General features: G+C 48.7%; 36 protein-coding genes and 2 pseudogenes. 10 read left to right on the top strand and 28 right to left on the bottom strand.

What is annotated here, in order from left to right:
* Nucleotides 1-122: 122 nt before the first annotated feature.
* The 3 genes and pseudogenes from AC6I8X_RS23605 to AC6I8X_RS23595 form a co-directional block, all read right to left on the bottom strand.
* A pseudogene (locus tag AC6I8X_RS23605) lies at nucleotides 123-344 on the bottom strand (hypothetical protein); the annotation flags it as partial.
* The gene (locus AC6I8X_RS23600; protein ID WP_497841599.1) at nucleotides 304-486 is read right to left on the bottom strand and encodes a hypothetical protein; all 183 of its coding nucleotides are present in this window, start codon (nucleotides 484-486) and stop codon (nucleotides 304-306) included. The gene AC6I8X_RS23600 and the pseudogene AC6I8X_RS23605, both read right to left, overlap by 41 nt.
* Entirely contained in the window at nucleotides 486-824 is a 339-nt protein-coding gene (locus tag AC6I8X_RS23595; RefSeq protein ID WP_497841598.1) for an HNH endonuclease signature motif containing protein, read from the bottom strand. The genes AC6I8X_RS23600 and AC6I8X_RS23595 overlap by 1 nt, the downstream gene beginning before the upstream one ends.
* A 75-nt stretch (nucleotides 825-899) precedes the next feature.
* Here AC6I8X_RS23595 and AC6I8X_RS23590 point away from each other — a divergent pair, with 75 nt between their 5' ends.
* The gene (locus AC6I8X_RS23590) at nucleotides 900-1,205 is read left to right on the top strand and encodes a hypothetical protein (RefSeq protein WP_299454313.1); all 306 of its coding nucleotides are present in this window, start codon (nucleotides 900-902) and stop codon (nucleotides 1,203-1,205) included.
* A gap of 29 nt (nucleotides 1,206-1,234) precedes the next feature.
* Here AC6I8X_RS23590 and AC6I8X_RS23585 read toward each other — a convergent pair.
* The 9 genes and pseudogenes from AC6I8X_RS23585 to AC6I8X_RS23545 all read right to left on the bottom strand — a co-directional run bounded on the left by AC6I8X_RS23585 (nucleotide 1,235) and on the right by AC6I8X_RS23545 (nucleotide 5,069).
* Nucleotides 1,235-1,819: pseudogene (locus tag AC6I8X_RS23585) on the bottom strand (hypothetical protein).
* 102 nt (nucleotides 1,820-1,921) lie between these two features.
* Complete coding sequence (locus tag AC6I8X_RS23580; RefSeq protein WP_299454316.1) at nucleotides 1,922-2,248, bottom strand: hypothetical protein; 327 nt, start codon at nucleotides 2,246-2,248, stop codon at nucleotides 1,922-1,924.
* Between the two features lie 206 nt (nucleotides 2,249-2,454).
* A complete protein-coding gene (locus AC6I8X_RS23575) occupies nucleotides 2,455-2,682 on the bottom strand; it encodes a hypothetical protein (RefSeq protein WP_299454319.1) in 228 nt (75 codons plus the stop codon).
* 167 nt (nucleotides 2,683-2,849) lie between these two features.
* Nucleotides 2,850-3,071, bottom strand: coding sequence for a hypothetical protein (locus tag AC6I8X_RS23570; RefSeq protein ID WP_299454323.1), 222 nt, complete (start codon nucleotides 3,069-3,071; stop codon nucleotides 2,850-2,852).
* 103 nt (nucleotides 3,072-3,174) lie between these two features.
* Complete coding sequence (locus AC6I8X_RS23565) at nucleotides 3,175-3,417, bottom strand: DUF1378 family protein (RefSeq protein WP_497841597.1); 243 nt, start codon at nucleotides 3,415-3,417, stop codon at nucleotides 3,175-3,177.
* Nucleotides 3,418-3,428: 11 nt separating this feature from the next.
* A complete protein-coding gene (locus AC6I8X_RS23560) occupies nucleotides 3,429-3,893 on the bottom strand; it encodes a lysis system i-spanin subunit Rz (RefSeq protein ID WP_299454329.1) in 465 nt (154 codons plus the stop codon).
* Complete coding sequence (locus AC6I8X_RS23555) at nucleotides 3,890-4,096, bottom strand: DUF7940 domain-containing protein (protein ID WP_497841596.1); 207 nt, start codon at nucleotides 4,094-4,096, stop codon at nucleotides 3,890-3,892. Before AC6I8X_RS23555 ends, AC6I8X_RS23560 begins: the two co-directional genes overlap by 4 nt.
* Before the next feature lies 1 nt (nucleotide 4,097).
* Entirely contained in the window at nucleotides 4,098-4,727 is a 630-nt protein-coding gene (locus AC6I8X_RS23550) for a glycoside hydrolase family 19 protein (RefSeq protein WP_299454332.1), read from the bottom strand.
* Nucleotides 4,728-4,730: 3 nt separating this feature from the next.
* Nucleotides 4,731-5,069 (bottom strand): phage holin, lambda family, encoded by a 339-nt coding sequence (locus AC6I8X_RS23545; protein WP_299454335.1) that lies wholly within the window; start codon nucleotides 5,067-5,069, stop codon nucleotides 4,731-4,733.
* A gap of 1,264 nt (nucleotides 5,070-6,333) precedes the next feature.
* Between AC6I8X_RS23545 and AC6I8X_RS23540 the strand changes: the two genes are divergently transcribed.
* Nucleotides 6,334-6,744 carry a hypothetical protein gene (locus tag AC6I8X_RS23540; RefSeq protein WP_497841595.1) on the top strand — a complete coding sequence of 137 codons (411 nt, stop codon included), beginning with the start codon at nucleotides 6,334-6,336 and terminating at the stop codon, nucleotides 6,742-6,744.
* A 101-nt stretch (nucleotides 6,745-6,845) separates the two neighbouring features.
* Here the strand turns inward: AC6I8X_RS23540 and AC6I8X_RS23535 are convergent, their stop codons facing one another.
* From AC6I8X_RS23535 to AC6I8X_RS23475, 13 genes are all read right to left on the bottom strand, one after another.
* Nucleotides 6,846-7,244 (bottom strand): antiterminator Q family protein, encoded by a 399-nt coding sequence (locus AC6I8X_RS23535; RefSeq protein ID WP_497841594.1) that lies wholly within the window; start codon nucleotides 7,242-7,244, stop codon nucleotides 6,846-6,848.
* Nucleotides 7,245-7,264: 20 nt separating this feature from the next.
* Nucleotides 7,265-8,281, bottom strand: coding sequence for a DUF968 domain-containing protein (locus AC6I8X_RS23530; protein ID WP_497841593.1), 1,017 nt, complete (start codon nucleotides 8,279-8,281; stop codon nucleotides 7,265-7,267).
* Nucleotides 8,282-8,288: 7 nt separating this feature from the next.
* Nucleotides 8,289-9,068, bottom strand: a complete 780-nt coding sequence (locus AC6I8X_RS23525) for a KilA-N domain-containing protein (protein WP_299454346.1) — start codon at nucleotides 9,066-9,068, stop codon at nucleotides 8,289-8,291.
* A gap of 317 nt (nucleotides 9,069-9,385) precedes the next feature.
* A complete protein-coding gene (locus AC6I8X_RS23520) occupies nucleotides 9,386-9,649 on the bottom strand; it encodes a hypothetical protein (protein WP_299454348.1) in 264 nt (87 codons plus the stop codon).
* A 202-nt stretch (nucleotides 9,650-9,851) separates the two neighbouring features.
* Nucleotides 9,852-10,487: an MT-A70 family methyltransferase gene (locus tag AC6I8X_RS23515; protein WP_299454351.1), complete on the bottom strand. Its 636-nt coding sequence runs from the start codon at nucleotides 10,485-10,487 to the stop codon at nucleotides 9,852-9,854.
* Nucleotides 10,487-11,317, bottom strand: coding sequence for a ParB/RepB/Spo0J family partition protein (locus AC6I8X_RS23510; RefSeq protein WP_299454354.1), 831 nt, complete (start codon nucleotides 11,315-11,317; stop codon nucleotides 10,487-10,489). The genes AC6I8X_RS23515 and AC6I8X_RS23510 overlap by 1 nt, the downstream gene beginning before the upstream one ends.
* Nucleotides 11,314-11,436: a hypothetical protein gene (locus AC6I8X_RS23505; RefSeq protein ID WP_497841592.1), complete on the bottom strand. Its 123-nt coding sequence runs from the start codon at nucleotides 11,434-11,436 to the stop codon at nucleotides 11,314-11,316. The genes AC6I8X_RS23510 and AC6I8X_RS23505 overlap by 4 nt, the downstream gene beginning before the upstream one ends.
* Nucleotides 11,433-11,846 carry a MarR family transcriptional regulator gene (locus AC6I8X_RS23500; RefSeq protein ID WP_497841591.1) on the bottom strand — a complete coding sequence of 138 codons (414 nt, stop codon included), beginning with the start codon at nucleotides 11,844-11,846 and terminating at the stop codon, nucleotides 11,433-11,435. The genes AC6I8X_RS23505 and AC6I8X_RS23500 overlap by 4 nt, the downstream gene beginning before the upstream one ends.
* The gene (locus tag AC6I8X_RS23495; RefSeq protein ID WP_497841590.1) at nucleotides 11,843-12,733 is read right to left on the bottom strand and encodes a conserved phage C-terminal domain-containing protein; all 891 of its coding nucleotides are present in this window, start codon (nucleotides 12,731-12,733) and stop codon (nucleotides 11,843-11,845) included. The genes AC6I8X_RS23500 and AC6I8X_RS23495 overlap by 4 nt, the downstream gene beginning before the upstream one ends.
* A complete protein-coding gene (locus tag AC6I8X_RS23490; protein ID WP_497841589.1) occupies nucleotides 12,730-12,948 on the bottom strand; it encodes a DUF4222 domain-containing protein in 219 nt (72 codons plus the stop codon). Before AC6I8X_RS23490 ends, AC6I8X_RS23495 begins: the two co-directional genes overlap by 4 nt.
* A complete protein-coding gene (locus AC6I8X_RS23485; RefSeq protein WP_497841588.1) occupies nucleotides 12,945-13,391 on the bottom strand; it encodes a hypothetical protein in 447 nt (148 codons plus the stop codon). The genes AC6I8X_RS23490 and AC6I8X_RS23485 overlap by 4 nt, the downstream gene beginning before the upstream one ends.
* A gap of 4 nt (nucleotides 13,392-13,395) precedes the next feature.
* Entirely contained in the window at nucleotides 13,396-13,923 is a 528-nt protein-coding gene (locus AC6I8X_RS23480; RefSeq protein WP_497841587.1) for a YmfL family putative regulatory protein, read from the bottom strand.
* Nucleotides 13,924-13,964: 41 nt separating this feature from the next.
* Nucleotides 13,965-14,213: a transcriptional regulator gene (locus AC6I8X_RS23475; RefSeq protein WP_497841586.1), complete on the bottom strand. Its 249-nt coding sequence runs from the start codon at nucleotides 14,211-14,213 to the stop codon at nucleotides 13,965-13,967.
* A 70-nt stretch (nucleotides 14,214-14,283) separates the two neighbouring features.
* Between AC6I8X_RS23475 and AC6I8X_RS23470 the strand changes: the two genes are divergently transcribed.
* The 7 genes from AC6I8X_RS23470 (at nucleotide 14,284) to AC6I8X_RS23440 (ending at nucleotide 19,936) form a co-directional block, all read left to right on the top strand.
* Nucleotides 14,284-15,000: a LexA family transcriptional regulator gene (locus AC6I8X_RS23470; RefSeq protein ID WP_497841585.1), complete on the top strand. Its 717-nt coding sequence runs from the start codon at nucleotides 14,284-14,286 to the stop codon at nucleotides 14,998-15,000.
* A gap of 1,602 nt (nucleotides 15,001-16,602) precedes the next feature.
* Entirely contained in the window at nucleotides 16,603-17,334 is a 732-nt protein-coding gene (locus AC6I8X_RS23465) for a DUF2786 domain-containing protein (RefSeq protein ID WP_497841584.1), read from the top strand.
* Nucleotides 17,335-17,431: 97 nt separating this feature from the next.
* Nucleotides 17,432-17,752 (top strand): hypothetical protein, encoded by a 321-nt coding sequence (locus tag AC6I8X_RS23460; protein WP_497841583.1) that lies wholly within the window; start codon nucleotides 17,432-17,434, stop codon nucleotides 17,750-17,752.
* Between the two features lie 87 nt (nucleotides 17,753-17,839).
* Nucleotides 17,840-18,082 carry a hypothetical protein gene (locus AC6I8X_RS23455; RefSeq protein WP_497841582.1) on the top strand — a complete coding sequence of 81 codons (243 nt, stop codon included), beginning with the start codon at nucleotides 17,840-17,842 and terminating at the stop codon, nucleotides 18,080-18,082.
* A 53-nt stretch (nucleotides 18,083-18,135) separates the two neighbouring features.
* Complete coding sequence (locus AC6I8X_RS23450; protein WP_497841581.1) at nucleotides 18,136-18,375, top strand: excisionase family protein; 240 nt, start codon at nucleotides 18,136-18,138, stop codon at nucleotides 18,373-18,375.
* A gap of 47 nt (nucleotides 18,376-18,422) precedes the next feature.
* Entirely contained in the window at nucleotides 18,423-19,715 is a 1,293-nt protein-coding gene (locus AC6I8X_RS23445) for a tyrosine-type recombinase/integrase (RefSeq protein WP_497841580.1), read from the top strand.
* Between the two features lie 23 nt (nucleotides 19,716-19,738).
* The gene (locus tag AC6I8X_RS23440; protein WP_497841579.1) at nucleotides 19,739-19,936 is read left to right on the top strand and encodes a hypothetical protein; all 198 of its coding nucleotides are present in this window, start codon (nucleotides 19,739-19,741) and stop codon (nucleotides 19,934-19,936) included.
* A gap of 117 nt (nucleotides 19,937-20,053) precedes the next feature.
* Here AC6I8X_RS23440 and AC6I8X_RS23435 read toward each other — a convergent pair whose 3' ends face one another.
* The 3 genes from AC6I8X_RS23435 to AC6I8X_RS23425 all read right to left on the bottom strand — a co-directional run bounded on the left by AC6I8X_RS23435 (nucleotide 20,054) and on the right by AC6I8X_RS23425 (nucleotide 23,853).
* Entirely contained in the window at nucleotides 20,054-21,121 is a 1,068-nt protein-coding gene (locus AC6I8X_RS23435) for a porin (protein ID WP_313689251.1), read from the bottom strand.
* 70 nt (nucleotides 21,122-21,191) lie between these two features.
* Nucleotides 21,192-22,586, bottom strand: a complete 1,395-nt coding sequence (locus AC6I8X_RS23430) for a M20 family metallopeptidase (protein WP_497841578.1) — start codon at nucleotides 22,584-22,586, stop codon at nucleotides 21,192-21,194.
* 13 nt (nucleotides 22,587-22,599) lie between these two features.
* Entirely contained in the window at nucleotides 22,600-23,853 is a 1,254-nt protein-coding gene (locus AC6I8X_RS23425) for an MFS transporter (protein WP_497841577.1), read from the bottom strand.
* A gap of 105 nt (nucleotides 23,854-23,958) precedes the next feature.
* On the opposite strand from AC6I8X_RS23425, the gene AC6I8X_RS23420 reads away from it, so the two are divergent.
* On the top strand, nucleotides 23,959-26,007 hold the full coding sequence (locus AC6I8X_RS23420) for a helix-turn-helix domain-containing protein (protein WP_497841576.1): 2,049 nt from the start codon (nucleotides 23,959-23,961) through the stop codon (nucleotides 26,005-26,007).
* Nucleotides 26,008-26,034: the final 27 nt, after the last annotated feature.

Below are 26,034 nucleotides of genomic sequence, written 5' to 3'. Positions count from 1 at the left end.
AAACATAAAGTTAACTCACATGGTGGTGTCCGCATGGAAAATGCAAAACTAGCCGTTTTCCGCGAGTGAGCCGCCCCGTGGATGGGTTCCCCTCCAGAGGGACCCACAAATGATAATCATTCTCATCCGTATATATCATCGGGATGCAAATGGTAACCGTTCGTATTTGAAGCCACCCGCGCCAGACGCCATGCCCGGCGACGCTCTGGCCTGCCCTCACCATCAGGGTGCGCCTCGACTGCCGTACTATCTGCGTCATCGACCAGCGAGTAGCACGGGTAAATGACAGCTGCGCCATACGCATCACCAACCGCATAGTCTGCTGGCATTGCCGCATTCCATCGCCACGAATGCTTCGCCTTCCGGGTAAATTGGCAGCAGGTCACGAATCTGTTTCTCTGCCTGCTTTACCTTTGCCTGACTCTCTTCAGGGAGTGATGCGATCAATCCTCTGAACATCAGAATGGTTTGTTCATCTGCCGTCATTACTTACTCCAGTGAGAAGCAGGAACGAGCGGGTAGCCGTTAGCATCGCAGCCGATGACGGTTCCGCTTTTCTCCATTCTCTGTTTGGTTGAGTCATGATGCGCTTTGCACAGCGATTGCCAGTTGTCTTTACTCCAGAACAAATGCTGTGCTTTCGATATCGCCTGGCTGTTGCCCGTCTTCAGCGCGTCTTTCAGTTTGTGTGGTTCGATGTGGTCTACAACCGTGGCCGCTGTGATCCTTCCCTGCTGTTCACACATCACACACAGCGGATGCTGTTGCAGGAATCGCAGGTGAGCTTTATCCCATCTGCTGCCGTAGATGCGGGGTTCTTTCATATCCCAATCCATTAAAAACATTGTCGCTTTACCGATTAGGAATTATCTTAATAAGCCCTTGTTACAGGAGTTCTTATGATCAATTACACGGTACGCGTTGAGTTGCATGATGCAGATAAAAGCAATAAATATGAAAACCTCCATAAGCAAATGAAACTGGAAGGTTTTTCACGAAGTCTTGGTATTGATGGAATCAGGTGGGAGTTGCCAACATCTGAATACTCAATCGTGTCAGACCTCGCACCAGAAAAGATACTGAGCAAGGCTCAGATTGCAGTGTATAAAATTCAGTCAAAGCCTGAACCATCAATACTGGTAACCGGTTCAATTACCCCACGGGTGTTTTCTGGTCTTGAGAGATTCAGGTCAAAAAAGCCATAACCGCCTGATTAACCCAGCGTTGAGCGTTTTCATGCCAGTCTCCATGCTCTGCGGCGTTCTGTCCTCGGCTCATTGTCCGGGTGACGCTCAACCGTTGGCAGGTCGGCATGGTCAACGAGTGAATAGCATGGATAAATGACACATCCACCGTATGCATCGCCGACAGCATAATCAGCGGCTTTGGTCTGATTCCATCTACTGACTATCTGTTGCAGGCTGCTTTGTGGCGGGCTGTAACAGACACCGTGAATTAGCTTACTCATTACGATGTGACTCGCGCGGGTGCGGTCTGTTTCAACCAGCATCCCTGCAATCTCTTTCTGGTACTGCGGTGGTCTGCCGGTGCCTAGGTAGAAGCTCACCAGATCATCAGGGAATCGCTCCAGCCATTCGGAAACCAGCAGGCGAAAGCCATCAACCGGCTGTGCATCGTCTTCAAGAATGACAACGCGGCAGTCCTGTTGTGCAGCCCACTCAATAGCACGGTGATGATTCCAGTTGGCTCCCCTGCGTTAATCATCAATCAGCAGATGAGCGCCAATCGAATTAGCCAGCTGAACAGCGGCATAACTGCGGGTGTGATGGCCGACCACCACAAATCTGATTTCAGTCATGTGGTAGTTGCCTTCCTTCAGATAAGAAAAAACCGCCCGGAGGCGGCCAGTAAACTTTCAGGAAAGCTGGTCATTATAGATATACCTTCTAAGTGGTTTGCTTTATTTATAAGTGGATGGATTTTTACCAGCAAAGCGCCTTCTACTGAACTTCGCACTACTCCTCCGACTTTTTATCCTCCTAACTGCATGCGATATCACGATGCTCCATGCCGGGTCAGCTCTGCTATTCCGATACCCCTCTAACGCTTCAAGCAGAATTGACCATTGCTCAATCTGGACCTTCTTATCAGGACCAATACTCTCTCTGATTGACTGGATTAATCCATCCACATCTGCTTTCACTTCTTGAAGCACTTTGCCCGATTGGTATTCAGCGGCTAATTTTTTGATTTCAATAGCGAAAAAATTCATATCGATATTCTTCAAAATCAGCTCATACTCTTCCTAGTTGGTTTATGAAGAAGCTTAGCCTACTAATTTGTATTTTGCTGACAGAGTATTCCAGTTGTGAGAGAGTCCTCGCATGATTTACACCTGTCCGCAATGCTTAATAGCGTAGTAAACCGTTATCCCTGGCGGAGGATTAAAAAACCGTCCGAAGACGGTGGTGGAGTAAACTAAGTTAAAACTATTCACAACATTTTGTTAGCCGCTTCCAGAATTTCATCACTGGTTAGGGTCCGGTCAGAGGCGATATGAACAATTTTTGAGTCCCCTGTTAAAGATGGAAATCCGGCTGACATTATTGGAAGTTGAATTCTATCACCATTGGGATAATTACGGCCAATTGAGGTAACGCCTCGCATTACACTAATGACCTCGGCAGGCTCAAGATTGAAGAAGACTATAACGCTTTTCATATGCGATCCCGCGGCGGGTAGTTAAAAACTGACCCTAACACAATGGGTAGCTCATAGCTTGTATTGATGAACATCCATTCGTTAATTTACATATGAGCAGTAAATCATCATCAGGCGCACTCGCAAATGCGCCTTGTGATGAAAACTTATTAAACTCACCCACCGAATCAGCAACCGGCACCAAGGCCGATTTTTTCAGCCATTACCTCAAAAGCCATATCCAGTGCTTTATGACTGAAACTACTTTGCGAGGTCAACAGCTGGAGTTGCTGAATCAGTTGTTCAGGTGTATCAACTTCCGGAAGCGGAACGTGTCTGACTGAGTCAAAAATATCAATAACGGCCAGTTCACCTGTGTCATCAATGTAAGCTGATTCATTACTTTTCATTTCAATTACCTCATAGCTGTAACCAAATGAGTGTAATTCACAACTCAACATGATGCTTTGATAAAAGTTGCTACTGAAATATACAATCGATTCAGATGATTAACTATGCTGTAGCTTGAAAGTTATTAACTGAGCCAGCTACGGATGTAGCTGTTGCTGACGGGGCATCTGCTGTTGCTGCCTGTGCAGCCTTCAGGCGTGTCTGTACTTCCAGCTCAATTGCATCGGCTTTAGCCTGCCCTTTGGCTTTAATGTAATTACGAATCTTCACCCAACCACCAGCGATCAGGTAAAGCACGGATACGAAGAAGGAGAACCACAGCGCTACACTTTCATAAAAGGTCATTTCATTTTTCCTTAGTTAAGACATTGCTCTCTGATGTACTGCTGAAGACCAGCTATTTGCTTTCCGGCTGTTTCGATTCGGCTTCTGAGGGTGAAATAATCCCGTTGAGCGGAGTCAGTAAGTCGGGGGCTGGCTGCATCATCCACGCTGGTGGGGCCGGTGGCGTTGCTTGTTGGACAGGTCGCGCTGAGCTGCAACCGACGCTTGCCAGAATCAACATCAGCACGCAGCTGATCGATAGTTGCCTGAGCATCAGATAACTCCTTCGTGTATTTACTATCCAGCGCCGCTACATCACGTTGCCGTACCTGCATATCGTTAATCGTGTCTTTCGCCAGATTAAGATTCTGCTCGGCAGTATCAGCCCGGACACTGTTGCTTTTGTACCGATAGCCGAAATAGCCACCGGCACCAATCAGGCTAAACAGCATGATTAGAAGAACGATGACGATCCCCGCCTTAATCTCTGCTGTCATGGCCGCTTTCTCTGGTCTACGAGGCGACCAATGACCCCACACAGGGCGACCACAGCCGTGACCGTTCCCATGTATTCAGCCGGAATATGTGATTTCAGGTCATCAGAGAGTGATGCCCACGTTGGCGGTATTGCACCAGCAAGTACCAGGCTGTGGACAGAGAACCATCGCCAGCAGCGTTTCCAGTCTTCGACTAAGCGCATGTCACACCACCAGAACAGAATAGGATTTAGTAAATCGGGCGCGACGATCATCAAGGCCATTAAGTCCACCATTGATAATCTGCGTAACGCGGCTGAGATCGCCAGGATACCTGAGACAGCCGTTAGTGAAATAGAACCATGCGGCGCTTCGTGCAGCGTAAGCGTCATCCACCAGTAACTCTGGCTTTGCCACCAGATCAACCTTCAGGCCGTTGCCGCAATTGCGGTAGTTAGTCAGACCGGTTATCTGGATCAGGCCGCGACCGCGATAGAACCAGCCATCACCTGCCGCGTTATTTCCCATCCGTTTGCTGTATACCAGGTTGGCGATTGCTCGCTGGCGAATCAGTGGTAGCGATGACTCATTCGGGCGGCGACCTAACGAGTTAGCCTGATCCTGCGTCAATCTTCCGGCACGAACGAAATCAGCCAGCCCTGCAACGCTGTAATTGAAGCTCTCAACCAGCCTGTTGAAACTGACGCTTTCATGTCCGGCCTGAGCAATAAACATTGCCTGGTCAATCGGTGCGGTGATGCTAAATTCCTTCATGGCCGCATCAATATGCGGAAACCAGCGCGCAGCTAACCCGGCGCTGATACCAGCCGCCTGCTGAAATTGTGTCTGATTCATGGATTACGCCTGTGGGTTGCCGCCACCAAAGCGGAAGTTGATAACTCGGATAGCCAGATTGCGGATTTGCTCAACACCAATCAGGCCAATGCTACCGCCTATCCCAACAGCCAATTCCGTGGGCAGGCCAAAATAGTTAAGTGAGGAATAAACTGACAGTGTCACCAGCCCACATAATGGAGCTTCAAGTAACATTTTTTTCCAGCCGCCGCCTGTGTAAGCCACACGCAGGACCGTAATAACGATCGCCATTGCTACACCACCAGCTGGGACGTCACCGGCCCACCACGATCGAAGTAATTCCCAGAATTCTGCCCAGGTGTGGATGCTATGCATTTTCATGGTCTCTCACCTCCGTGATTACGGTCGGCGCTATCTGTGGTCTGAAGAAAAGTGCGCATCGTCCCTTCGGTACAGGTATGTAATTCAGCAGTGACGGAGCGCAAAAGAAAAGGCCCGCCGAAGCGAGCCTTGATGTATGTGAAATGAATGTTAATGATAAGATCGAAAACAATTAGCCACCTAATCGATTTCGTGCAATTATGCCGATGGATTTCCCGAGTGATGTTGTTCATTCACCCGCACATTTTCTAACCTCTGCGGTGTGCGGGATTTTTTTCATCTCACAGTAGATACCGCTGCGGTGCCGGGTGCCTCCCGGAGAGCAGGATAAGCCAGACTCCTGGCTCGCATGACACGTCAGAAACTTTGGCTTTGCCCCGCCGCACAGGGGGATTCACCGCATAAATAACATAAGCAACCCAAAACTTTTATTAAAATTATTTTAATTTCAGAAGTAATTTTAATTGAGCATTGATCCAACAATGTCGATGATGGGCTTTGATTATTGACCACCGCATTGGTGTTGATTTCGTACAATTGAAGATGATTATACTGCGGTGCCGGGTGCCTCCCGGTGACCCAGCCACGGCATCGCTGAGGCGCGCTTCACAGGTTATTACTTCACCGATACGCCCCACCGCATAGGGGGATTCACCGCATCATAATCATAGCAGAAATAAGGACATCTGGTGCCGTAGCGTCGGGTGCCTCCCGGTAGGCCTTTGCACAATCAACATTGGCCCGCATGTGTGCTTTGAGGATTGTTCTGCCCCGCCGCTCAGGGGGATTCGCTACGGCATTAGAATTTCTGCGGTGCCGGGTGCCTCCCGGTGGGCCTTTAGTCAGAAGGCTCGCGATACATGGACCACCACAACATCTTTGAGAGACTATTCGCCCCTACGCATAGTGGGATTCACCGCATTAAGCACAAATTATCAAAGCGCAATGATAAATAAAACCCTGACGCACATCGGCGATAGTTACCTGGCTCGTCAGCCGCAGGGATTATCTGGTGCAAACTGGTGGTGACGATCCACCCTCTCAAGCTTTTCAGACAAGCACTAATTCATCTCAGCTAAGTTTGCATATCTGTTTTTTTTACTGTCTAAATATCAGGATTCCATGATCCTAGGTGAAACATCTATCTTGATGCTCAATCCCTGCCGCGCACAAATCCGATGTTATATCCAATTGCGAAGCAAGACAGCGAAAGAGAAATGTACGGGATAAGCTCGTTAATAATATCTGACATGGATACTACCTCATGGATTTCAAAAGCATTCTGATCGGCATAGCCATACCGGTACTCGCTATTTTTCTGCCAACTATTCTTAGTCATTTGAGTGGAAGCAGGAGAGCTTACCGTGCAGCTGCATCACCGCTTCTCAATAAATTGCTCATTGAAATGTCTGCAATCAGAAATGATTCATACCCGTTTCAGACCATTCGCGAAGATGAGATTTATAGTCTGTATTCATTTGCTGGAGCGAGAAAAAGGAAGGCGCTTTCCCGTGCATATGATCAATACGTTGAAGCACACAGCATTGCGAAAACCAGCCACTGGCACGATGTGCAGCCACCTGAAAATGTCTGTTTCGTGTCATCATTCATCGTCAACAACCCGGATGAGGTACTGAAGAAAATGAAACGGCTGGAAAAAGAACTGCTCCGATAAAACAAAAAACCCCGCCAGTTGGCGAGGTTTCGATGATAAGCAGTAATGCGAAGTAACCACTCTTATCAGATTATCTGTTTTTTTACGTACGTAAATACTTTTCAGGCGATATCGCTGAATTGTTCTCGCCGCACGTAGCGATCCATTTCCAGCGTAATATCAAGCATCATCAACATCCCTTCGATTACACCTTCTGCTTTCTGCAATTTCTTACCGATATGACCGTCAGAACATTTATGTTTGCTCGCCAGTGTCATAAAGGTAAGGCCGAAAACGTAGTAATCGAAAAGCAGATCATGCAGGTCCGAATTGTTTTTATTCAGCTTTGCAATGCAGCTTGAAATAACCATCGCGTCATCTTCGCAACAGGAAGGACGGGATTTCACTTTCGAAGGGATTAGCCCTTTAAAGCCAGCGGCAATTGATGACCAGGTAACATCTTCCTTATTGCTTGCTACCCATGCGCCCCAGCGCTCAAGAACTAATTGAATGTCACGCATCGTTATTTCTCCATGCCGGTTTATTTTTTTGCTATCCCGATTACGCCAATGCTTATGACGTGATCCAGGAATCTCAACAGCAGTTCTGTCTGGCTCCCGTATTTGTTTTCGAATTCACTAGGGTTGCGGTGGAGTTCGTCGTGATGCGCCCTGCAAAGCGGTATCACAAACAAATCGTGCGCCTTGGTTCCCATTCCTCCCTGTCCGTGTCCGATGATGTGGTGCGGGTCATCTGCTGGGTTATTGCAGCAGGTGCATGTCTGCGCTTTGACCCACCGCGTGTAATTCTCGCTCACCAGTCGGCGGCGCTTTGGCCGCTTCATGAATGATTCCGGCGACTCAGGATCGATAGCCAGGCTGATGACCGCCTTAACTACCTCAGCCGCTTCCTGTATCACTTCCCGCGCTGCGCGCTCAGGCTGGATATGCGATTCCTTCAGTGGGCCGGTAGCCTTTGTCTCTGCTGGCATTCGCAGCACACGGCGCACTGGTGCTTCAGGTATCAGGTCCGTCACGTCATTGAGACAGGCCCACAAGCACAGCTCTGGTAATGTCATCCGATGGTCAGAGCCTAAACCCATCTGAATGCAGGCGGATTCAATGACCCATCGCGCCATGTTCCCTGATGCAACCGCTTCCAGTTGCACAGGCAACCCATTCGCACGGCAGTAGTTATCATCGTGATAGCACAGGCAAACCGTGCCCAATTCGGTCCGCAAGGTAGTGTAATGCGGATGATGATATGAATCCTTTTTCTGAAGCTGGCAGGCGTTAATTTTTTGCACCCATGCATCATGGGCTTCCCATCCACCAGCGGCTTTGATTACCCGGTCATCATTAAAGAATCCTGCCAGTATTTTTTCGTCCAGTAATGGCTGGCTGCTGTCATTGATTAAGCCTGATGGCAGGCTTGCCAGCTCTCCCGGTGGCGTGCATATCAGAACACGGCCACGGAACAAGGGGAGCAGATCACTCCCCGGCTTTAGAAGTACAATTCCCGTGCGTGGGGCTACTTCAGGCGTAAGCAATGCTCGCATTTACACCTCAATGCACGGTTTCAAGCAGGCGAAGAAGCTCCGGGAAACGCGACTCGAAAAAGTGTGGCTGAGTTTCGCGGGGATTCGCCGGGCTGGTTACGTTTTTCCCGTACATGCACCCTTTGGCAGTGAGTGACCAGAAGTTTTTAACGCCACCAGGCGCTGATCGGCTAACCCTTACCTTTTGCTCAACAACACCGACCTTTTCCAGCAGTTTGTATGCCTGGCTTGCCGTTAACTTAATGCCATGAGTTTTCAGTGATGAGGTTAGTGAGAAACTTGCGCGGCTTGATCCATTTGCTGCATCGGCTGGAGCGTCAATGGCATATACCGGCATCATATTAGGGATACCGTAATACTGTTGAATCTTCTGATAAGCGCCGAGTTTTGATGAGTTGGAGAAATTCAGCAGCTTTGAAGCTGACTCAAGGAGGAGAATGCTGGCCTGAACTTCATCAGGCATTGAGACCGGTTTTTGCTGGTTCGCTATAGCATCATAAGTGCGGATGACTTTCAAACTAAATTCAGGGCTGATCCACATAGCGAAGGAATACACCAACTCCTTGCTAACGAAAGTACCCTGGTTTTTTCCTCCCTTGATGACCGTTACGGGGATTCCCGTATCGCTCAATAATTCAACAAGGTCTTTAGTTTGCTTCAGACGCATCCAGTCGTGCGGATCATTTCGACGTTCACCACCAGCAGCCTTATGCAAATCATTAAGGCAATAGCGGCCTTCGTTATCCTGACGAACAGAAACACCATCAATCACTAAAAGTTGATTCATGCTAACTACTCCATGCCTTTTCGTTGTTATCCGGTCCCGCCCCATCAACTGCAATTGAACGGGACCAACCTTTGCCGGGGGAATCTGCAAACGCCCGCCAGCAAATCCATCATAGCGCCTATGAAAATTAATAACATCCCCAGTTGCGCCAATTGCACAACCTGACAAACTACTACATGTTTTCCTGAATATCTGGAGAGAACATTTACTATACGAATTGATAGAACAGAAAAAGCGCCTGAAGGCGCTAATTGACAACTATTTGATTTTTCTCAAGTTACAATCATCTAAAACAACTTAATCATATATACGTAACTTCACACTCCATACTCCAGGACTTTTTCTCCTTCATCGGTAAGTCGAACTCTGTAATAGCGTGACATGTCACTGGGGTAACGTTCAAAATCAATCAAACCTTCACGAATTAGTGGTGGCAGGCTACGACAATTAACTACTTTCCGTTTATCGTATCTGGGGCCTTTTCTTACTTCTACTCCTACAACTTTATCGCCACGCAAATTGTATTCTGCACCGTTTTTCATGCGACGCATCGTATTGTACTTTTCCTCTGACATGCCCATAAAATCACTCCACCTTGAGTTAATTCGTAAACCGATAATTCCAAAAGTTCTCTCTGAGACATGAAGTTGCGTCTAATCTACAACATTTCATATCCCAATATTAAATAATCATTACTGATTGTGTACTGTCAAAGTTGGCGGGTTGACAATAGTCTTCTCCCGTGAAGCAATAATCACGGGAGGCGGCTTTTGTAGTTATCTATTATTCCGTATAGTTAGCGCTTCCTATGACCAGTTGTACATTGCTGTCACACTGATTGCCCCAGCAATGCCAGCCCTCGGCGGCGGTACGCGCGAATAATTCAATGCGTGACACGTCACCATAAAGTTGCTCCAGGCGGTTGCGCACTTCCCACGGCTTCGCGCTATGTTCGCCCAGGCATGAATACACAACCTGCTTAACCGATGCGCTGGCGCGTGGCAGGCCAGTACCGCGTGTGGCAATCAGAACGTCCTCGGTGTTACTGCGGGTATGGTTGCCACCGTTCATGCGGGTTTCTGCGTTGAGCATGTCCAGAAGGTCGGTAAAGTCGTGAATGGTCTGATCCACCAGCGCACGGTTAAAGCGTTTCTCGGCCAGTTGATTCAGCTTCACCCAGGTGAACCCCTTCATGGTTCGGACGCGATATCCCCATGATTCAGCCAAGTCTCGCGCTTCCTGGTTGTGGGTGCCGGTGTACCACATAGCCAGAACTGAGTTTTCAGCCCCCAGCCCCCACACGGGCAGGCGCTTAAGGTCAGCCATAGACATGGTCTGATAGTGATCAGTGGCAGCACCATTGCTGATGCTGTTGTTGTAGGGCCACGGAGGATCGGCGTAGTTGAGTTGGTAAGGCATTACGCAGCCTCCCCGTTAAGCTCAGTTGCCGCGCGGTATTCAGTGAGGATGTTTTGCACCTCATCAATGGTTTCATCATCGAAGCCATACCAATGACCATCGCCAAACGCATCGCTGGAAAAGTCAGCTTTGCTCATAAGCTCAACTAGGCGACGGGCGCGGGTGGCGCTGAATTGCGGCATAGCTGCGGAACGGGTCAGTTTCTTCTTCCCGCTGGCTTTGGCTTTCTCCAGTTGGGTTTTGGCTACCGTCTCGGCTTTGGTTCCATGCTCCCGGACCATTGCTACAGCGGTCGTCGCGGCAACTTCGCCGGTTTTGACCATCTCCTTCAGGCCGTCACCCATCGTCAGTAACTGGAGATGATGATCAACATCTGCCAATGAGCGCTTTACCTTCTTCGCAATTTCTGCCGGTTCCCACCCCTGATTGATCATGCGCTGGTACGCGGCGGCACGTTCCAGCGGTTCCAGTGCCCTGCCCTGGCTGCTTGTGACCATGAAGGCGATGCGGTCGGCTTCACTGCCTACAAAGTCTTTGCACTCCAGTCGGATGTCATGACCCGCTGCCTGTGCCAGCTTCGCGCCATGCCAGCGGTGATGACCGTCGATTATCTTCACGCCCTCATTTGTCACCTGAACGGCAACAGGCGGGACATACTCACCAGCGATAAACGCATCGCGTAACGCTTCAACCTGCTCCTGGTTAATATCGCGAACGTTGTAACCCGGCTCAATGTAGAGTTCGTCCACGCCCAGCAGGTAAGTTTTGCGGACAGTGATGTTTGTTTCGTTGTCGTCTTTGTTTTTATAAACCTGAAGTAAATTACTCATTTGTGTGTCAGCTCCCATGCCAGGGCGAAAATCAGAACGGTTATCATCAGGACCGCAAAGCGGGTTCCACGGTAGAAATCTTCGTTGCGCCGGTAGTGGCGCTGTAGGGCTGCTTTCATCGGCGCTTCCTCGACTTCAAAGGGAAATCAGGTTCTGGCAGGGGCCGAAGTGCGTTGGCGCGGGTGATGCACTTTTTTCGAAGGTTGTAAGCCTTTTCTCGTAACCCCTCTTTGCTGGTACTGTGCATTGCTTCAAGCCATACTCGGGCTGCGCGGTTCCAGTTGTTCCGATCCTGTAACTCATACGCTTTGTGGCTCAGCCTGGAGAATTTGGTGTCCACCTCTCCTTCAGGCTCAGATGAGAAATACCGGTAATAATGGTCCCGCCAGATTTCACCGTTCAGAATCATTTCCGGTAAGACGCTGTAGACAGTTTTGATACTGCGATCAATTGCTTCAGCAATCTGCTCCGGTGCCTGTCCGGGAAACGCCATCAGGTGAGTAAGAATCAAAGTTTCAGTGTTCATCATTCCCCCCGGAAACCATCAGGATGTGGGTAATCAACACTCGCGGTTTGGTTGACGTCGCGTTGCATGGATTTTTTGATGTTGTTCCATTCGGAGCGGGGTGGCCGACCGGCTTTGTCCCACTTGATGGCTGACTGGAGATAGCCGGGAAGGTTGCCAGGGATGAACAGCGTTTTTGGACGCATGTACTGGTACTCAGTGATACCCGACCAGTGAACATGCTTGTAATCCACGACCAGGCGCAACTCTTCGGCAGTGAAACCTTCAGTAATGCGGGATTTGATATGTCCCATCGACGACTTAGCCTCGGTATGTTTCGCACCGCAGACCCGGTTCAGGTGCCACAAAACCTCACGAGATTGCTTGATAATTGACCCGGCATCGTCTGGTTGCGCAGCAACCTGACAAGAAGGGTTTTTATCTGATGGATCAGTAGTTGAAGTTACTAACGGATCGGGTCCAGTTTCTGGACCGTGAGAACCTGATTTAATTTCTGATTCTGAACGTACAGAATTTGAACGTACAGGTTCTGAACGTTCGGTTTCTGAAGGTTCAGAATCTGAATGTTCAGAATCTGGAGCGTCAGCATTGTATTTATCGAAGGCAGCTTTGAGCCTGCGAACATTAAGCGTGTAGATGTTCGTTGCATTTCGCTGCCCATTGCGGCGCTCTTTGGATGTTAACCAGCCAGCCTTTTCAAGCTCGCCAATAGCAGTGATAACGGTGCTGCGGCCTGCGCCAATCTGACGAGCAATGGTGCCTGTGCTGGGCCAGCTGATACCGCTGTCGTTAGAGAAATCAGCAAGGCGCGCCATTATCAGCAGCTTGGTTTTTTTGATGCCTTCTGCTGCGCAGGCTTCCCAGATATAAGCGGAAATTTTAACGCTCATGGTGTTACCTTCCTGAACTTCTTTCCCCATAACTCGCGGGGCTGTGCGCATGGCAGCGGGTATCCCTGGCTTTTGCGCATGAAAATGACCCGGTGGTTAACTACGTCCACACCAACGGTTTCAACGATGTGCCCGTGATCGTCCCTGTAGAGTTCAACCCACGGTTTGATGATTTCACCGGGTAAGCCGGGAGAAATGATTTCGTGATATGTCACAATAATTTCTCCTGAGCAGATTTAGGGTTGCGCGCAGGCCTGGCTTTGCGCTCGTTCTTTGGGGTCTGATAGCGGGCTTCAAGACGGGCGTAGTGAAGGCAGTCATCAAACATCGCGCCTTTTTTCGATGCCTGTGAACACTTGCAGTAGTGGTCAACGCCCTTGTTGGCTCCACGGCGGGCAACATCCTCCGGGTAGCCCTCACCCATCAGCACCTTAACGATATGTTTGTGAATGAAATCAGCGGGATTCATTTCTCCCCCCCCCTGACCATCGTGCTGCTGGTAATAATTATTCCATGCAGCCCTGACTACCTTTTCGCTGACTTTCTGGTAGTTGTTTGCTCCACCAGCGGCGGGTATTCTTTCCTCATACAAACGCACACCAGCTACGAAACGGCAGCGAAATTGCTTTGTTGGTTTTCTCTGGCTTACAATGACCATGCGATTAACTCTCCATGCCGGTTTGTTTATTCGCAAAACTGACGCCTGGGGCTGCAACCCTGGGCGTCAACCCTTTAGGACCCTTCCTGCGGCTGAACGCCACAATAATTGACCTCACCTCCTCATCACGCGCGGCAATATGTCTGCGGTGGTTCATAATGATTTCCGCCGCCTCGGCTTCATCAATAAACCCATCTTCAACAGCCTGTTCGATAATTTGATCGACATGACCACGCTGTGCCGCTGTCCGTACCGATTTGTTAAAAAGCTCAACGCTGTCCAGGTCCTCAAACTTCGGAATTTCCACCAGCATTGCGCCACGGCGTGCTGCGAAGTATTCAGCCAGGAGGTTCGTGCCTGACAGGTCCTCCATCGCTTCAAGCTCGTGATGCTCGAAGAACCTGCACCCGTTCTTTTCGTACAGATTGTTGTTGAACTGAGTCACCGTCATGCCAAGTGCACCCGCCATAGCAGATCGACCACCACTCAGGGCTTTGCACATCGCTTTAACTGTTTCTTTGATGTCTACCATGTTGATTTCCTTCTGGTAGTTATGTTTGGCCTGCGTAATGTTTAACCTGTTGCCTTAACAGGCAGGCCGTCGCTGGGGTTTGGATAAATATCTGGTCGCAATTGATGGGGTGTCACAGACCAACCACCCCACTCACAGAGCTGAATTACACGGTCAGGTGGGACCCGGTCCTTGCTCACCCAATTCGCTACAGACTGCACTGAGTTGAAACCGAATCGGCGTGATACCTCCGACATGCTTCCAACTGCTTTCACAGCCTGATCGCTCACGTTCTTAAAGCGGTCTTGCATTCTTTTTTCCTCATGGATGGGATAAATGGATGCTACTTAAAGTAGCAAAAATACGCAACTAAAAATAGAAATGACAACTATGCCTAGCGCGCTTAATCTTCTACTTATGGTGGAAGAATCTAAATACAAAGACTTTGCCGAAAGGCTTAACAAGTCGCTCCAGAGCCATTCGCTTGGGGTAAAAGAACTCTCTGAACTTTCTGGCGTCTCTTATGAGATGGCTCGTCGTTATACGCTGGGCACAGCAAAGCCGAGGGATGAGAAGATGTTGAGAATTGCCGAAAAGCTGTCGGTATCTCCTGCATACCTTGACTATGGAGTGATGGAAGCACTTGATATTCCAGATAAAGGAACTGTAAGGATTAAACAGTTTGATCTGCACGCTTCAGCTGGTAATGGCTATATAAATCACCCTTTCCCTACGGTGATCAGCTCAATCGAAATACCTGAAGATCGTGTTTATGAGTTATTTGGGCGGAAAAGTCTGGATGGTATTGAGCTAATCAATGTGGATGGTGACAGTATGATGCCAACCCTCAGCCCAAGGGATTTGCTATTCGTTGACCGAGGCATCGATCACTTCAATGGTGACGGCGTTTATGTTTTCAATTTTGAAGATTCGACATTTGTTAAGAGACTTCAAAAGGTTAAAGGAAGAAAACTCGCTGTTTTATCTGACAACGAAAAGTATCCCCCTTTCTACATTGAAGAACATGAAATGACTGAACTCTTCATTTTCGGCAAGTTAATCAGATGCCTGCCACTAAAAATGCTAGATTTTGGATAAGGGTTAAAGACTCTATACACCGGCGAAAGCCGGTTTTTTTATGCCTTTTTTCAGTAAGTTAAGCCAACTAAAGCTATTCACCTCATATTTTCTACTTTTTGTTGTTGATTTTCTCTACTTAAAGTAGCTATATTCTATCCATCGGCAGCTTACGGGAACAGCAAATGAAGATGGTTAGGAACATGGCTAACACCAGCCTCCGTGATTTACTCACCTTCCTGTACCTGTTTCCCGAAGCTGAACTTGTCTGTGATGGTGATCTGGGTGTTGTAACGGTGGAGTGCTGTGTCGAATCTTTGCCCTATCGGGCATCGTTTTAGCGATAGATGAGAGCTTGGCGGTTAATTCGGCCTTTCCCTACGGGTTAACCGCCCTTTTTCACAACGGTGAGAACATTTGACGGGCGCAACTAGCCGCGCCACAGAGGCGTTAAGTGTTCTCAACCATTGTGATTCAGGCCAATAGCGAGGGAATGACCATGAAGTAGCAAAGCGGATAGACCGCGGCCAGTTATGCCAATGCAGCAGTTATGATGCTGCCCCTAGTCCCGAAAGGGAGCCAGATGCAGGTTCAAACTGCTCACACGCTGGTCAGGGTTAATCATGAAAAAGGTGTGCCGGGATGGGCCAATAACGCTTGCTGACGCGTTAACCCGGTGACTGGTGAGGGAGGCGCTGAAGCTAACCCGAAACTAATCCTCACAGGCATGAGCGCCGCCACTGCGTCAGTGTGGCACACAACAGGTTAGAGCATTGGCCGATGGCGGGTATAGCGAGGCGTCCTGACAGTGCTCTTACCGTTGTGGTGAATGCGCAGGCTGATGCGCTAAAGGTAGCGGTTTTAATACTGTGGGAATTGTCGCCGAGTAAATTCGACGGGATGTGGTCAGGCATTGCTGCCGTTCCAGACAGCCTGACATCAAGACCTCCACAGATGCTGGGATTTTCAGCCCCAGCCATCACAACAACATTCGGCCTGATGGTCATCAGAATCCAGAGTCGTGTGGTATGTCCGTCCGGTGCGCTGGAGCAGGACACATAAAAACGGCGAGTGATGTCCAAGCGGAAGTGACGTTAAAGCCCCGAAGCCACTGCGTTAGTGTGGCACTAATTAAAACTCATGCACCTGTCAGTCAGTAGAGTGAGCATTCCAGGGTGAAAGACAGGATAGCCCGGCTGGTGCCCGTCATAGCACCACACAACGGTGAGAGCATTTCTCTGTGGCGAAGGAAACTCCTGAAGACCTCCCTGAACCGATTAATGCTCTCAACCGTTGTGGTGAATGCGGCCAGCGCACGCGGTAAAACTGACAATCATCGTTATCGTGCGATGCGTCAATTCTATGAGTCACCGCCCTGTGGTTTGTCAGCTTGATCAGGGCACCGGGAGGCACCCGGCACCACACATCCTTTCAGGCATGGAGAATTACGGCGGCAGGTGTTGCAGTACCTGCCAGCCAATTTGAGTGAATCCCTTTTTGATTTATTGCCATCAACGGCAAGGGATTCGTGCAACTAAAAATCGGTATGGAGAAATTATGGAACACCCACACGACGATATTCAGGTAGGCGTCAGCCGGGCAGGCTGATAAGGATGGTGAGTGATGGACGATAAAGCCAAAAAGAAATACCTCACAAAAATCCAGAAATTAATGCGCCTGGCTCAAAACACCAGCAGTCCGGCAGAAGCCGCAAGCGCCCTTTCGAAAGCTCAGGCTTTCATGAAAGAACATGGATTGAGTGAGTCAGAGGTGAGCTTCTTGGAGATCAGCACCAGCGAAAGTAAGTCATCTCCAAGCGATGCCGAAAAACTGCCTCGTTATATGGGCTTCCTTGTTGCGACCATAGAGAAGGCATTTGCAGTTAACTGCCTGGTGAGCTGGCGATTAACACCGAGTTTCCAGCGTAAGCGGGTCGTTAAGTTTTACGGTCTGGATGGCAGAGACGTTGCAGCAGCTTACATCTTTGATGTTTTAACGCGTCAGATTAAGCAGGCAAGAAAAGAGTTTCAGGCCAACTATTGCTATCGACTCCCGTCAAAGCGCAAAGCTGCTATGTCTGACCAGTTTTGTGAGGGATGGGCATCAGGTGCCTACCACGCCGTAAAAGCCCTTGAAGTCAGCGAAGAGCAAGAATCAAAGATGAGTGCTTACGCTAAAAAATTGCGGGAAGAAGGAGTTGGTGAGGCCAAAATCCGGAAAACAGCAAAGTCAGACAAACCTTCACATGCTGCATGCCTCGGTTACAGAGAAGGAATGCTCGCCAAGGTGTTTCACGGTGTTGATGGGCGAAGCATAACCCTGTACTTCCCGACCACGAGAAATAATTATACATGAACGTCTAATCTTTCCATTTGAAACTTATTCGTTATGTCGCTATCAAAAGGACTTCCGTAAAATAAATAGTATATAGATTTTTTAAACAGGAGACATAATGTTAATAAGCAATGAAAGACTAAAAGAAATAGTTGAGATGGATATATCCGAATTAGGTGGAAAAAGACATGCTGTAAGCATCGAGGAATGGCAGGAAGTAGCCAGAGAATTGCAGAAGATGCGAAAAGGAAAAGAAGCACTTGGCATTTACTTTGAAATAACACCACGTAACTATCCGAGATTTAACGTTGTCTATATAGATGAAAACAAGGCATGTGGTTACACAATCCATAATGGAAAATTTTCGGCACTAGGACGAAAGGGATTTGATAGAAATTTCCAAAAACTAGAATTTAATGATTTTGAAGATAATGATTAAATCACCCACAGAACGCAAAGCAACGTGCACGTCAGCCCGCTTCCGGTGAAAAGAAACCTGAGCTTGTGCTCAAATCAGAAACTCTAAATGCTGGCGCAGAATTGCGCCGATCTTCACCCAGGGCGTGAACCATATGAGTTAAATGAGTACATCACTATACTTATTCGTATCGATAACTCCCAACTTAAACGACAGGTGGCAGAACTGAATAAACGTAACTGTGGCCGCTGTGGTGATCAGTTGCCGGTTACTGAATGTTACCTTAGTGGTGAAAATGCTTGCTGGCTTACTCATGGCTGGCATGAGCTGAAGTTCAAAATCACGCCGTGACATGTCACGGTAATTTATTCACCTGTTGCAGCAGGTCAGGCATGGAGTGAAATATGACAGACATTGTGCAGATCGAAACGAATGAATGGGTTACAGAAAAGCTACTAATTGCTGTAACTGGCTGGAAGTCAGGAACCATCGAACGCGCCCGAAAAAAATCATGGTTGCTGGGGCGCGAATATAAACATATTTCTCCTGATGGTGAGCCTAAGCCCACCAGCGAATGCATGTATAACAGGAAAGCGATCGATGCCTGGGTTGCTGCACAAAAAATACCAGTAGTGACCGAATGATATGATCGCGATATTCTTGAATGGCTCCTGGACGTCAGGAGGGAAAAGTGAGTAAAACATCATACCCAACGGGCGTCGAGAACCATGGCGGATCACTCCGCATCTGGTTTCAGTACAACGGCCTGCGCGTCAGGGAAAATCTTGGCGTGCCCGATACGGCCAAAAACCGCAAAGTAGCCGGGGAGCTTCGCGCTTCGGTGTGCTTTGCAATAAAGATGGGAAGTTTCAACTATGCAGCACAGTTCCCGCAGTCAGTAAACCTGAAGCGGTTCGGCGTTGAAAAAAAGGAAATTACCGTCAGTGACCTGGCAGAAAAATGGCTGGACCTGAAAAAAATGGATATCAGCGCCAACACACATCATCGTTACTGCTCCGTGGTGAGAAATATGGTGCCACGTATCGGCGGCAAAAAACTTGCCTCAGCCGTTACGAAAGAAGACCTGCTTTTCATCAGGAAAGATCTGCTGACCGGTGTTCAGGTTATCACGCATTCCCGCCTGAAGCCGGTGAAAGGAAGAACGGTGCCTACTGTCAATTTTTACATGACAACTATAGGTGGCATGTTCCAGTTCGCTGCTGACAACGGCTATGTGGACGTTAACCCGTTCAGCAGCATCAGGCCGCTGAAAAAATCGAAAGCAGAGCCGGACCCGCTGACCCGTGATGAATTCAGCCGGTTTATAGCTGCATGCCCGAACCGCCAGACAAGAAATTTGTGGATGCTTGCGTTTTATACCGGCGTCCGGCATGGAGAGCTGGTCTCGCTGGCGTGGGAAGACGTTGATCTGAAAGCCGGAACGTTAATGGTGAGGCGAAATCTGACATCGCGAGGACTGTTTACTCTGCCAAAGACTGATGCAGGTACAGACAGAGTAATACACCTTGTCGGTCCGGCACTTAATGCACTGAGGGATCAGGCGGAACTTACCCGACTGGGTAAGCAACACCTGACAGAAGTAAGACTGCGGGAGTATGGCCGGACAACCACTCACCCCTGCACCTTTCTTTTTTGCCCTCTGCTGGTCTCACCCGGCGCGGTTGGCAGGCATCATTACGCGGTAGGAACACTGCGAAGTATATGGGAACCGGCAATGAAACGGGCAGGATTAAGATACCGCAAAGCGTACCAGTCACGCCATACCTACGCATGCTGGCTGTTATCAGCTGGTGCCAATCCCGCGTTTATTGCTTCACAGATGGGGCATGCGAGTGCACAGATGGTTTACAGCGTTTATGGAGCGTGGATGCCTGAATGCAGTGCCAGTCAGGTTGAGTATATCAACCAGAGGCTTAAAGAGAATGTCCCATACATGCCCCACGGTGCAAGGGGTGCCGGTTGAAGTCGTTTTAAATCATATCGTTATTGCTGATTCTATTGCATATCAGCGGAATGCCACGCGGGGTGCTGGTGCTGATGGCCGCCAATCCTTCCGGCGTTAACGTGCTCGGGTTTTCACGCTCGCAGCAGGAAAGCCAGATAACCAGTTCCGCGATTTGCCTGACCACCCTGCTGTCGATGGGTACGCTGCCGGTGTGGATCTGGGTGAATGCGTTGCTTTGAAATCCTGCGGGCATCATGGTTGCACTTATCAGTAGCGGCGCGATTTATCGCGCAGGTTTTGGCAGCAGAAACCCTGTAAAAAGACACACAATACTTCGTGCCGCTACGCAATATGCCTTAGAACTGGTAAGTCATCCCCACACCAAAGCTATCATCGGTAGAAATCCCGAACGGGGTATTCTTATCAAGCTGGTTGATTTTATAATCGGTGTAGACAAGAAAGTTTTTATTTAAAAAGTACGCGACGTTAACATCCAGATATTTGGCCAGATAGACATCGCCGTAACCTTCAATCTCTTTCCCCTGAGACTGGAACCAGCCAATACCGGGAACGATACCGTTATCGAAAACATAGCGCGAATAAACTTCGAAGTTCTGGGTTTTGTTGGCAAAACCATAGCCACGAATAGGCGTGATATTCTGGCCCTCAGAATATTTAATCGCAGCATAAAACTGGCCTGGATTATATTTGAATCCCAGCGCCCACATTTCGGCCCGATCACCATCGCCATATGCTAAAGCTTCCTGCGCCGCTGTGCGATGCGAGTTGCCATAAGCGGCCAGCACAGTACCACCCCAGTCGAAACTATAACTGACGGAAGCGCCTGCACCCTCACCATTCGAGGTGTAAACAGTGCGGCCGCTGTTATTACTGCCCGCCCCGTTTTTCCCCTGATACTGCAAGGCAAAGTTGACCTTATCAGACAAGCCAAACAAATTGGTATTACGATAAGTCAGCACCCCGGTGGCGCGGCCGGTCATAAAGCCATCGGTGTAACTGTCTGTCAGATGGTCAAAAATCGGGGCATAGTCCGTAATGCTGGCAACATCATATAACACGCCGTTATTTCTGCCGTAATCGATGCTGCCCCACTGGCCATATTTCAGTCCGGCAAATCCGTAACGGGTTTTATTGCCCTCATCACCTTCAGCTTCGGAATGGTTGGCCTGAATATTATATTCCCACTGACCATAACCGGTGAGCTTATCATTAATTTTTGTTTGCCCTTTAAAACCCAGACGCACATAACTATTATCACCATCCACGCTGGTATCATCACTGAAATAATGCCTGGCTCGCACGCTGCCATAAAGATCCAGTTTGTTGCCGTCTTTATTATAAATTTCTGCTCCCTGAGAGATTGCAGGCAGAACAACAACCACCGCAAGCAGTGTATATTTCATCATCTTCATTATTAATGCCTCATCATTTTTATTTTAAAAAGGGGTGGCGAGATGCCACCCAATTGCACTATTAACGGTTTAATGGACGGGGTTGCGCATCCTGCGGCAGCAATGAATGGTATGTCTCACCTTCCAGTTGCAAGATATGTTCTTCTTTGGCCTGGTTAATAATCGCCGGATTGGTTAATACACGCACGGCTGAGGCTGCCATCACGCTGCCTGCCAGCAGCATGCCCTTGTGTGCGTAAGAGGTTTTGCCCTGTGTCACCATTTGCCAGGAATGCGGTGGCGTGCCCCATGCGCAGGTCGCAATATAAACCTGCCCGACCGGCAACAGCCAGCTAACATCCCCAACATCGGTGGAGCCATTGAGGAAATCAGGTTCGCGGCGTAAAGGGGTAATATCCTCGGACAATACCCGTCCTTTTTTCGCAACCTTGCGTTTTTCCTCATCAGAAAAAGTTGCCTGGATCGATGCAGCAAAGGCTTTTTCATCCTCGCTAAAGGCCACCGGCCCGATTTTGTTCAGTTCTTCGTCCATGATACTTGCCAGCGTTACGTTAGGAATGAGATCCGCAGAAGCCGCATCAAATTCAATCGTCACCTGGGTGCCAGACATCAGCGCTGCACCCCGGGCGATATCATGCACTCGCTCAGTAATATCACGCACTTCATGCATTTTGGGGGAGCGTACTTTGTAGAGAACATGCGCCTCAGATTGCACCACATTCGGCGCGTTGCCACCGGCATTGGTGATGGCGTAGTGCAGTCGCGCTTCGGGAATAATATGTTCGCGCAGGAAGTTCGCACCGACATTCATCAGTTCGACGCCATCCAATGCGCTGCGTCCCAAATGCGGGCTAAAGGCCGCATGGGTACTCTTCCCTTTAAACAGATATTTCACCTGATTGGTCGCCAGCATACGTGCGTTATACGCCAGGTTTTCATCCCAGGGGTGCCAGGTGAAAGCAATATCGACGCCCTCAAACAGACCAGCGCGTGCCATAAATGCTTTACCGCCCCCGCCTTCTTCCGCCGGGCAGCCAAAGAATTTAATCGTCCCGGAGAGCCCGGTTTGTTCCATACAGGCTTTGGTAGCAAGGGCTGCCGCTAAGGCTCCCGCACCTAACAAATTATGCCCACAACCATGCCCGTTACCGGACGGCACCACCGGCGAAAAATAGCTGCATTCTGCCTGCTGGCTGAGGGATGGCAATGCATCAAACTCGCCCAGGAAGGCAATAACCGGCTGTCCTGTTCCGAAGGTCGCCACAAAAGCGGTTTCAATGCCGCCAGCTTGACGCTCAACTGCGAAACCCGCGTCTTCAAGGGTCTGCGCAATCAGCGCGGCCGACTGCGACTCTTCATAACGGACTTCTGCAAATTCCCACACCTGGTCGCTGACCGAAATAATCTTTTTACGTTGCTGGTTCAGCGTGTCCTGAATAATGGCTGAATAATTCATAGGGCCTCTCTTATTAATGCGATGGATTTGAACGGGTTTCACTCTGTACCGTGCTGTTCGAATGGGTCATTGAAAGCGCAATCAGACAGGTGACCACGGCGCAGGCGATAATCATCAGAAAGGCCGTGGAATAATTCTGGTTGGTCAGCTTTAACAGATATCCGATCACCAGAGGGGACAGGAACGAACCGATTTGCGCCACAGAGTTAATCAGGCCGGTCGCGGTCCCGACGGATGCTTTCGGGTATTGCTTGATGATGGTGACGAAGACGCTGATGCTGATCGCGTTAAGGAAAATATTGGAAAGGGATAACCAGGCAAAGGCGATCGGCACTGTAGAGGCATTAAACATCAGCCAGATAAACAGCGCAGACACCGAGGAGCCGATCGCAATCAGAAACTTTTCCCGCCCCTGGAAAAAACGATCCAACAACCAGCCGCAAACCAGAAACGAGATAAAACCCAGTGTGGGTGGCAGCATCGACCATGCCCCCATTGAGACCATGCTCATGCCCTTCACTTTAATCCAGTAGGACGGCAGCCAGGATTGCAGCCCCCAGAACACAATATTGGTGAAGAAATAACAGGCGGCGATTTGCCAAGTCAGCGGGCGGGTAACGATTTCCAGCAAGCGTCTTTTTTCCGAGGTTTTATCCCGCGTCAGGCTGGCAGCCGGGGACGCTACCTGGTGATCCGCTGACGAACGCAGCACCAGCCAGAGCACCAGTGCCAGACCCATGCCGAGAATCCCCAGCACGAAAAACATCATCCGCCAGTTGAAGAAGGCAATCAGCGTGGTGACGACCACGGATCCCACGGCAAAGCCAACCGATGCACCGGATTGCAGGAAAGACTTGGCTCTTGCCATTTTGCTTTTATCAAATTGCTGGGCAATGACGACAGAACTGCCCGACGGGAAAACCGCTTCTCCCATCCCAACAAAGAAACGCGACACGACCAGACCGAGGATCCCGGTCGCCATTCCGGTACAAGCGGTGGCGACGGACCAGAGACCTACCGCACCGGTGAGAATGGTTTTGCTACCCAGCCGATCGACAAGATAGCCACCAATCAGTTGCGTGATTGAGTAGGCGAGGAAAAAGCCACTGATAATCATGCCCGTTTCATCAGAGGCCAGTCCGAATTCACCGCTAATCGGAATAATGGCAATGTTTATCGCGGTTTTATCAATGAAGCCCACAACCCAACACAAAAACAATATGAAGATAATGACTTTATTTTTATTCTCTGTAATGAAGCCAGACATAGATGACCCTCAAGTGGATAGCGATACCTTTTCTTCGCCCTTGCTACCCTTGCAAAAAAAGTGAAAAATAACTATGTGCGAACATACACCAGAAAGGTTTATTTTATGTATGAAGATACACATAGCGTTGCCGTACCGGATCATGCATCGGCAATAACCTCAATTGTGCAGCGCTATTATCCGCAGGCGCAGGTTAATGTCAGTCATTCGGCACGGCGTTATGATGATGCGCTGAAAGATGCTGACGAAAATATTGATGAGCGTAACGAATCATATATTCTTAGCCATCAAATTCTGCCCCGTGAGATCATCATAGAAGCGGTCTGTCTGTATATTGATTCACTGAAGATAAATATTAAAAACATTGATAACGAGTCTGATAATGGCTATGTACATGCATTAATCAATGATATCAAGGTTTACTTTCTCTCTGGTGTGATTAAATATCAGAACTTTATGTTCAGAAAAGTCAGCGATAATACCTGGCATCTGGCTTCGGGTTTATCGCATGAAGTCATTTTACAGCATGTGATTGAGGGTGCCCTTAAAACCATTCCGCACAGTGATGCAGCGATATTTCGTATCTATGATCAAGAAAAGAACTTGTTGATTCCGGTTGCGATGCTGGGGTTTGAGAACAATTATTATGAATACGCCGTTACACCACAACAGTCCATTTCCGGCAAAGCTTTTGAAAGCCGATCATCCATTTTAGTTAATTCCAGAGAAGAAATATTAAATAGTTTCACGGAGCACTCAACGGTTCGTGAAACTATCATGAAAAACAACCCGATCGCCAATGCCCTGTTATGTGTCCCGGTGTTAGATCAACAAACCTGTTATGGCACATTGACGATATTATCCCTGAAACGGCATTCGGTATTTAACTCGCTGGCAGTTTCTTTGCTGGAAACCTTCGCCTCTCAGGTGGCATTAGCCTGGCGCAATGCCCGTTTGTACGATGAAAAAGCCGCCAGTCTGCGTGAAGTGGAAACGCTCAAATCACAACTCGAAAAACAAAACAGGTTGTTGAAGGTGAGCGTGGACCTCCATGCTGACATGATAAATTTATCGACAAAGTTCAATAGATTAGATGAATTCATCGAACAGCTTTCCGCTCGGGTGAACTCAGCCATGAGCTATATCGATATTCTTGGTCACCGTTATTTCAACGCCAGAAGCCAGCATTATAGCTGGGATACGCTATCTCACCTCCATAAAGCGCATGACAACACCAGTAACGTGATAACCGAGGGTGAATGTCTTATTTATCCGCTGATTAATGATGACTTCCTGGTGGGTTTTATCATTATCAATGGCTACGACATTGATGAATTGAATTCTGTGATCGCAGCCCGAATTCGTGACTTCGTCGTGATGGAGATTATGAAGCGAACCAGTGCCGTTATTATCGCTCACAAAAAGATCGCGTTTATTTTTCAGGAGGTCATCCGCTATGGATTATCTGCCAGACATGAACGCAGCCTGCTGGATAACGGTTTTCATTTTAAAAACTGGATAATGTGCATCAGATTATCGCCATTTAACACCGAGTTGAATGACCTGGCCTTTATCACGATCAAAAACCATCTGGTCGGCAAGACAGGGCTTAATCATTCAGCCTTCTATGTTGAAAATGATGAAGTGGTGATATTCCACTCAGAAAATATCAATGGAAAACTGAGTATGCTGGAGCAAAAAATAGGTGGGGACCACTATCTTCAGCACAATTTTCAGGTAGGATTAAGCTCCATCACAACGAAAGAAAATATCGTGATAAGTCATCAGCAGGCAGGAACCGCTCTTGATGTACTCAAAACCCGACAGCGGCCCGGCATTCTGAATTTCAGCAACACCGGCATTGAAAGATTATTCACCAAACATAACAGCGAAGAACTCAAAACATTTGTTAACGATGTCCTTTCTCCGGTATTGGACACCGGCGATAAAGGGGCCGTTTTAATTGCAACTTTGCAGTCTTATCTGAAAAACAGCCAGTCAACCGTGCTGACTGCGAAGGAGCTGAATATCCATATTAATACGCTCTACCAACGGCTGCGGAAATTTGAAACGCTCACCAATCTGAGCCTTGCCAATCCAGATGATTTTCTTATGATAAGCCTGTCATGTCATATGAACCGGATTTATTCCTGATGCGTACAGATGGCCAGGTTAATGGCC

This window comes from Pantoea sp. X-Soil-TKNS-1280, from assembly GCF_059730475.1.
Note: the sequence above shows the minus strand (reverse complement) of the source record. Positions and strands in the feature narration are given on the sequence as shown.

Coding starts and splice junctions, on each gene's coding strand:
- AC6I8X_RS23475 (WP_497841586.1), bottom strand. CDS start 14,213: ATGCAAGACCGCTTTAAGAACGTGAGCGATCAGGCTGTGAAAGCAGTT.
- AC6I8X_RS23510 (WP_299454354.1), bottom strand. CDS start 11,317: ATGAGTAATTTACTTCAGGTTTATAAAAACAAAGACGACAACGAAACA.
- AC6I8X_RS23465 (WP_497841584.1), top strand. CDS start 16,603: ATGGACGATAAAGCCAAAAAGAAATACCTCACAAAAATCCAGAAATTA.
- AC6I8X_RS23520 (WP_299454348.1), bottom strand. CDS start 9,649: ATGGGCATGTCAGAGGAAAAGTACAATACGATGCGTCGCATGAAAAAC.
- AC6I8X_RS23600 (WP_497841599.1), bottom strand. CDS start 486: ATGACGGCAGATGAACAAACCATTCTGATGTTCAGAGGATTGATCGCA.
- AC6I8X_RS23500 (WP_497841591.1), bottom strand. CDS start 11,846: ATGATGAACACTGAAACTTTGATTCTTACTCACCTGATGGCGTTTCCC.
- AC6I8X_RS23460 (WP_497841583.1), top strand. CDS start 17,432: ATGTTAATAAGCAATGAAAGACTAAAAGAAATAGTTGAGATGGATATA.
- AC6I8X_RS23575 (WP_299454319.1), bottom strand. CDS start 2,682: ATGAAAAGCGTTATAGTCTTCTTCAATCTTGAGCCTGCCGAGGTCATT.
- AC6I8X_RS23425 (WP_497841577.1), bottom strand. CDS start 23,853: ATGTCTGGCTTCATTACAGAGAATAAAAATAAAGTCATTATCTTCATA.
- AC6I8X_RS23545 (WP_299454335.1), bottom strand. CDS start 5,069: ATGAAAATGCATAGCATCCACACCTGGGCAGAATTCTGGGAATTACTT.
- AC6I8X_RS23470 (WP_497841585.1), top strand. CDS start 14,284: ATGACAACTATGCCTAGCGCGCTTAATCTTCTACTTATGGTGGAAGAA.
- AC6I8X_RS23540 (WP_497841595.1), top strand. CDS start 6,334: ATGGATTTCAAAAGCATTCTGATCGGCATAGCCATACCGGTACTCGCT.
- AC6I8X_RS23505 (WP_497841592.1), bottom strand. CDS start 11,436: ATGAAAGCAGCCCTACAGCGCCACTACCGGCGCAACGAAGATTTCTAC.
- AC6I8X_RS23435 (WP_313689251.1), bottom strand. CDS start 21,121: ATGAAATATACACTGCTTGCGGTGGTTGTTGTTCTGCCTGCAATCTCT.
- AC6I8X_RS23420 (WP_497841576.1), top strand. CDS start 23,959: ATGTATGAAGATACACATAGCGTTGCCGTACCGGATCATGCATCGGCA.
- AC6I8X_RS23550 (WP_299454332.1), bottom strand. CDS start 4,727: ATGAATCAGACACAATTTCAGCAGGCGGCTGGTATCAGCGCCGGGTTA.
- AC6I8X_RS23495 (WP_497841590.1), bottom strand. CDS start 12,733: ATGAGCGTTAAAATTTCCGCTTATATCTGGGAAGCCTGCGCAGCAGAA.
- AC6I8X_RS23555 (WP_497841596.1), bottom strand. CDS start 4,096: ATGCGCTTAGTCGAAGACTGGAAACGCTGCTGGCGATGGTTCTCTGTC.
- AC6I8X_RS23525 (WP_299454346.1), bottom strand. CDS start 9,068: ATGAATCAACTTTTAGTGATTGATGGTGTTTCTGTTCGTCAGGATAAC.
- AC6I8X_RS23560 (WP_299454329.1), bottom strand. CDS start 3,893: ATGACAGCAGAGATTAAGGCGGGGATCGTCATCGTTCTTCTAATCATG.
- AC6I8X_RS23485 (WP_497841588.1), bottom strand. CDS start 13,391: ATGGTCATTGTAAGCCAGAGAAAACCAACAAAGCAATTTCGCTGCCGT.
- AC6I8X_RS23565 (WP_497841597.1), bottom strand. CDS start 3,417: ATGACCTTTTATGAAAGTGTAGCGCTGTGGTTCTCCTTCTTCGTATCC.
- AC6I8X_RS23450 (WP_497841581.1), top strand. CDS start 18,136: ATGACAGACATTGTGCAGATCGAAACGAATGAATGGGTTACAGAAAAG.
- AC6I8X_RS23535 (WP_497841594.1), bottom strand. CDS start 7,244: ATGCGTGACATTCAATTAGTTCTTGAGCGCTGGGGCGCATGGGTAGCA.
- AC6I8X_RS23480 (WP_497841587.1), bottom strand. CDS start 13,923: ATGGTAGACATCAAAGAAACAGTTAAAGCGATGTGCAAAGCCCTGAGT.
- AC6I8X_RS23430 (WP_497841578.1), bottom strand. CDS start 22,586: ATGAATTATTCAGCCATTATTCAGGACACGCTGAACCAGCAACGTAAA.
- AC6I8X_RS23590 (WP_299454313.1), top strand. CDS start 900: ATGATCAATTACACGGTACGCGTTGAGTTGCATGATGCAGATAAAAGC.
- AC6I8X_RS23570 (WP_299454323.1), bottom strand. CDS start 3,071: ATGAAAAGTAATGAATCAGCTTACATTGATGACACAGGTGAACTGGCC.
- AC6I8X_RS23595 (WP_497841598.1), bottom strand. CDS start 824: ATGAAAGAACCCCGCATCTACGGCAGCAGATGGGATAAAGCTCACCTG.
- AC6I8X_RS23530 (WP_497841593.1), bottom strand. CDS start 8,281: ATGCGAGCATTGCTTACGCCTGAAGTAGCCCCACGCACGGGAATTGTA.
- AC6I8X_RS23515 (WP_299454351.1), bottom strand. CDS start 10,487: ATGCCTTACCAACTCAACTACGCCGATCCTCCGTGGCCCTACAACAAC.
- AC6I8X_RS23455 (WP_497841582.1), top strand. CDS start 17,840: ATGCTGGCGCAGAATTGCGCCGATCTTCACCCAGGGCGTGAACCATAT.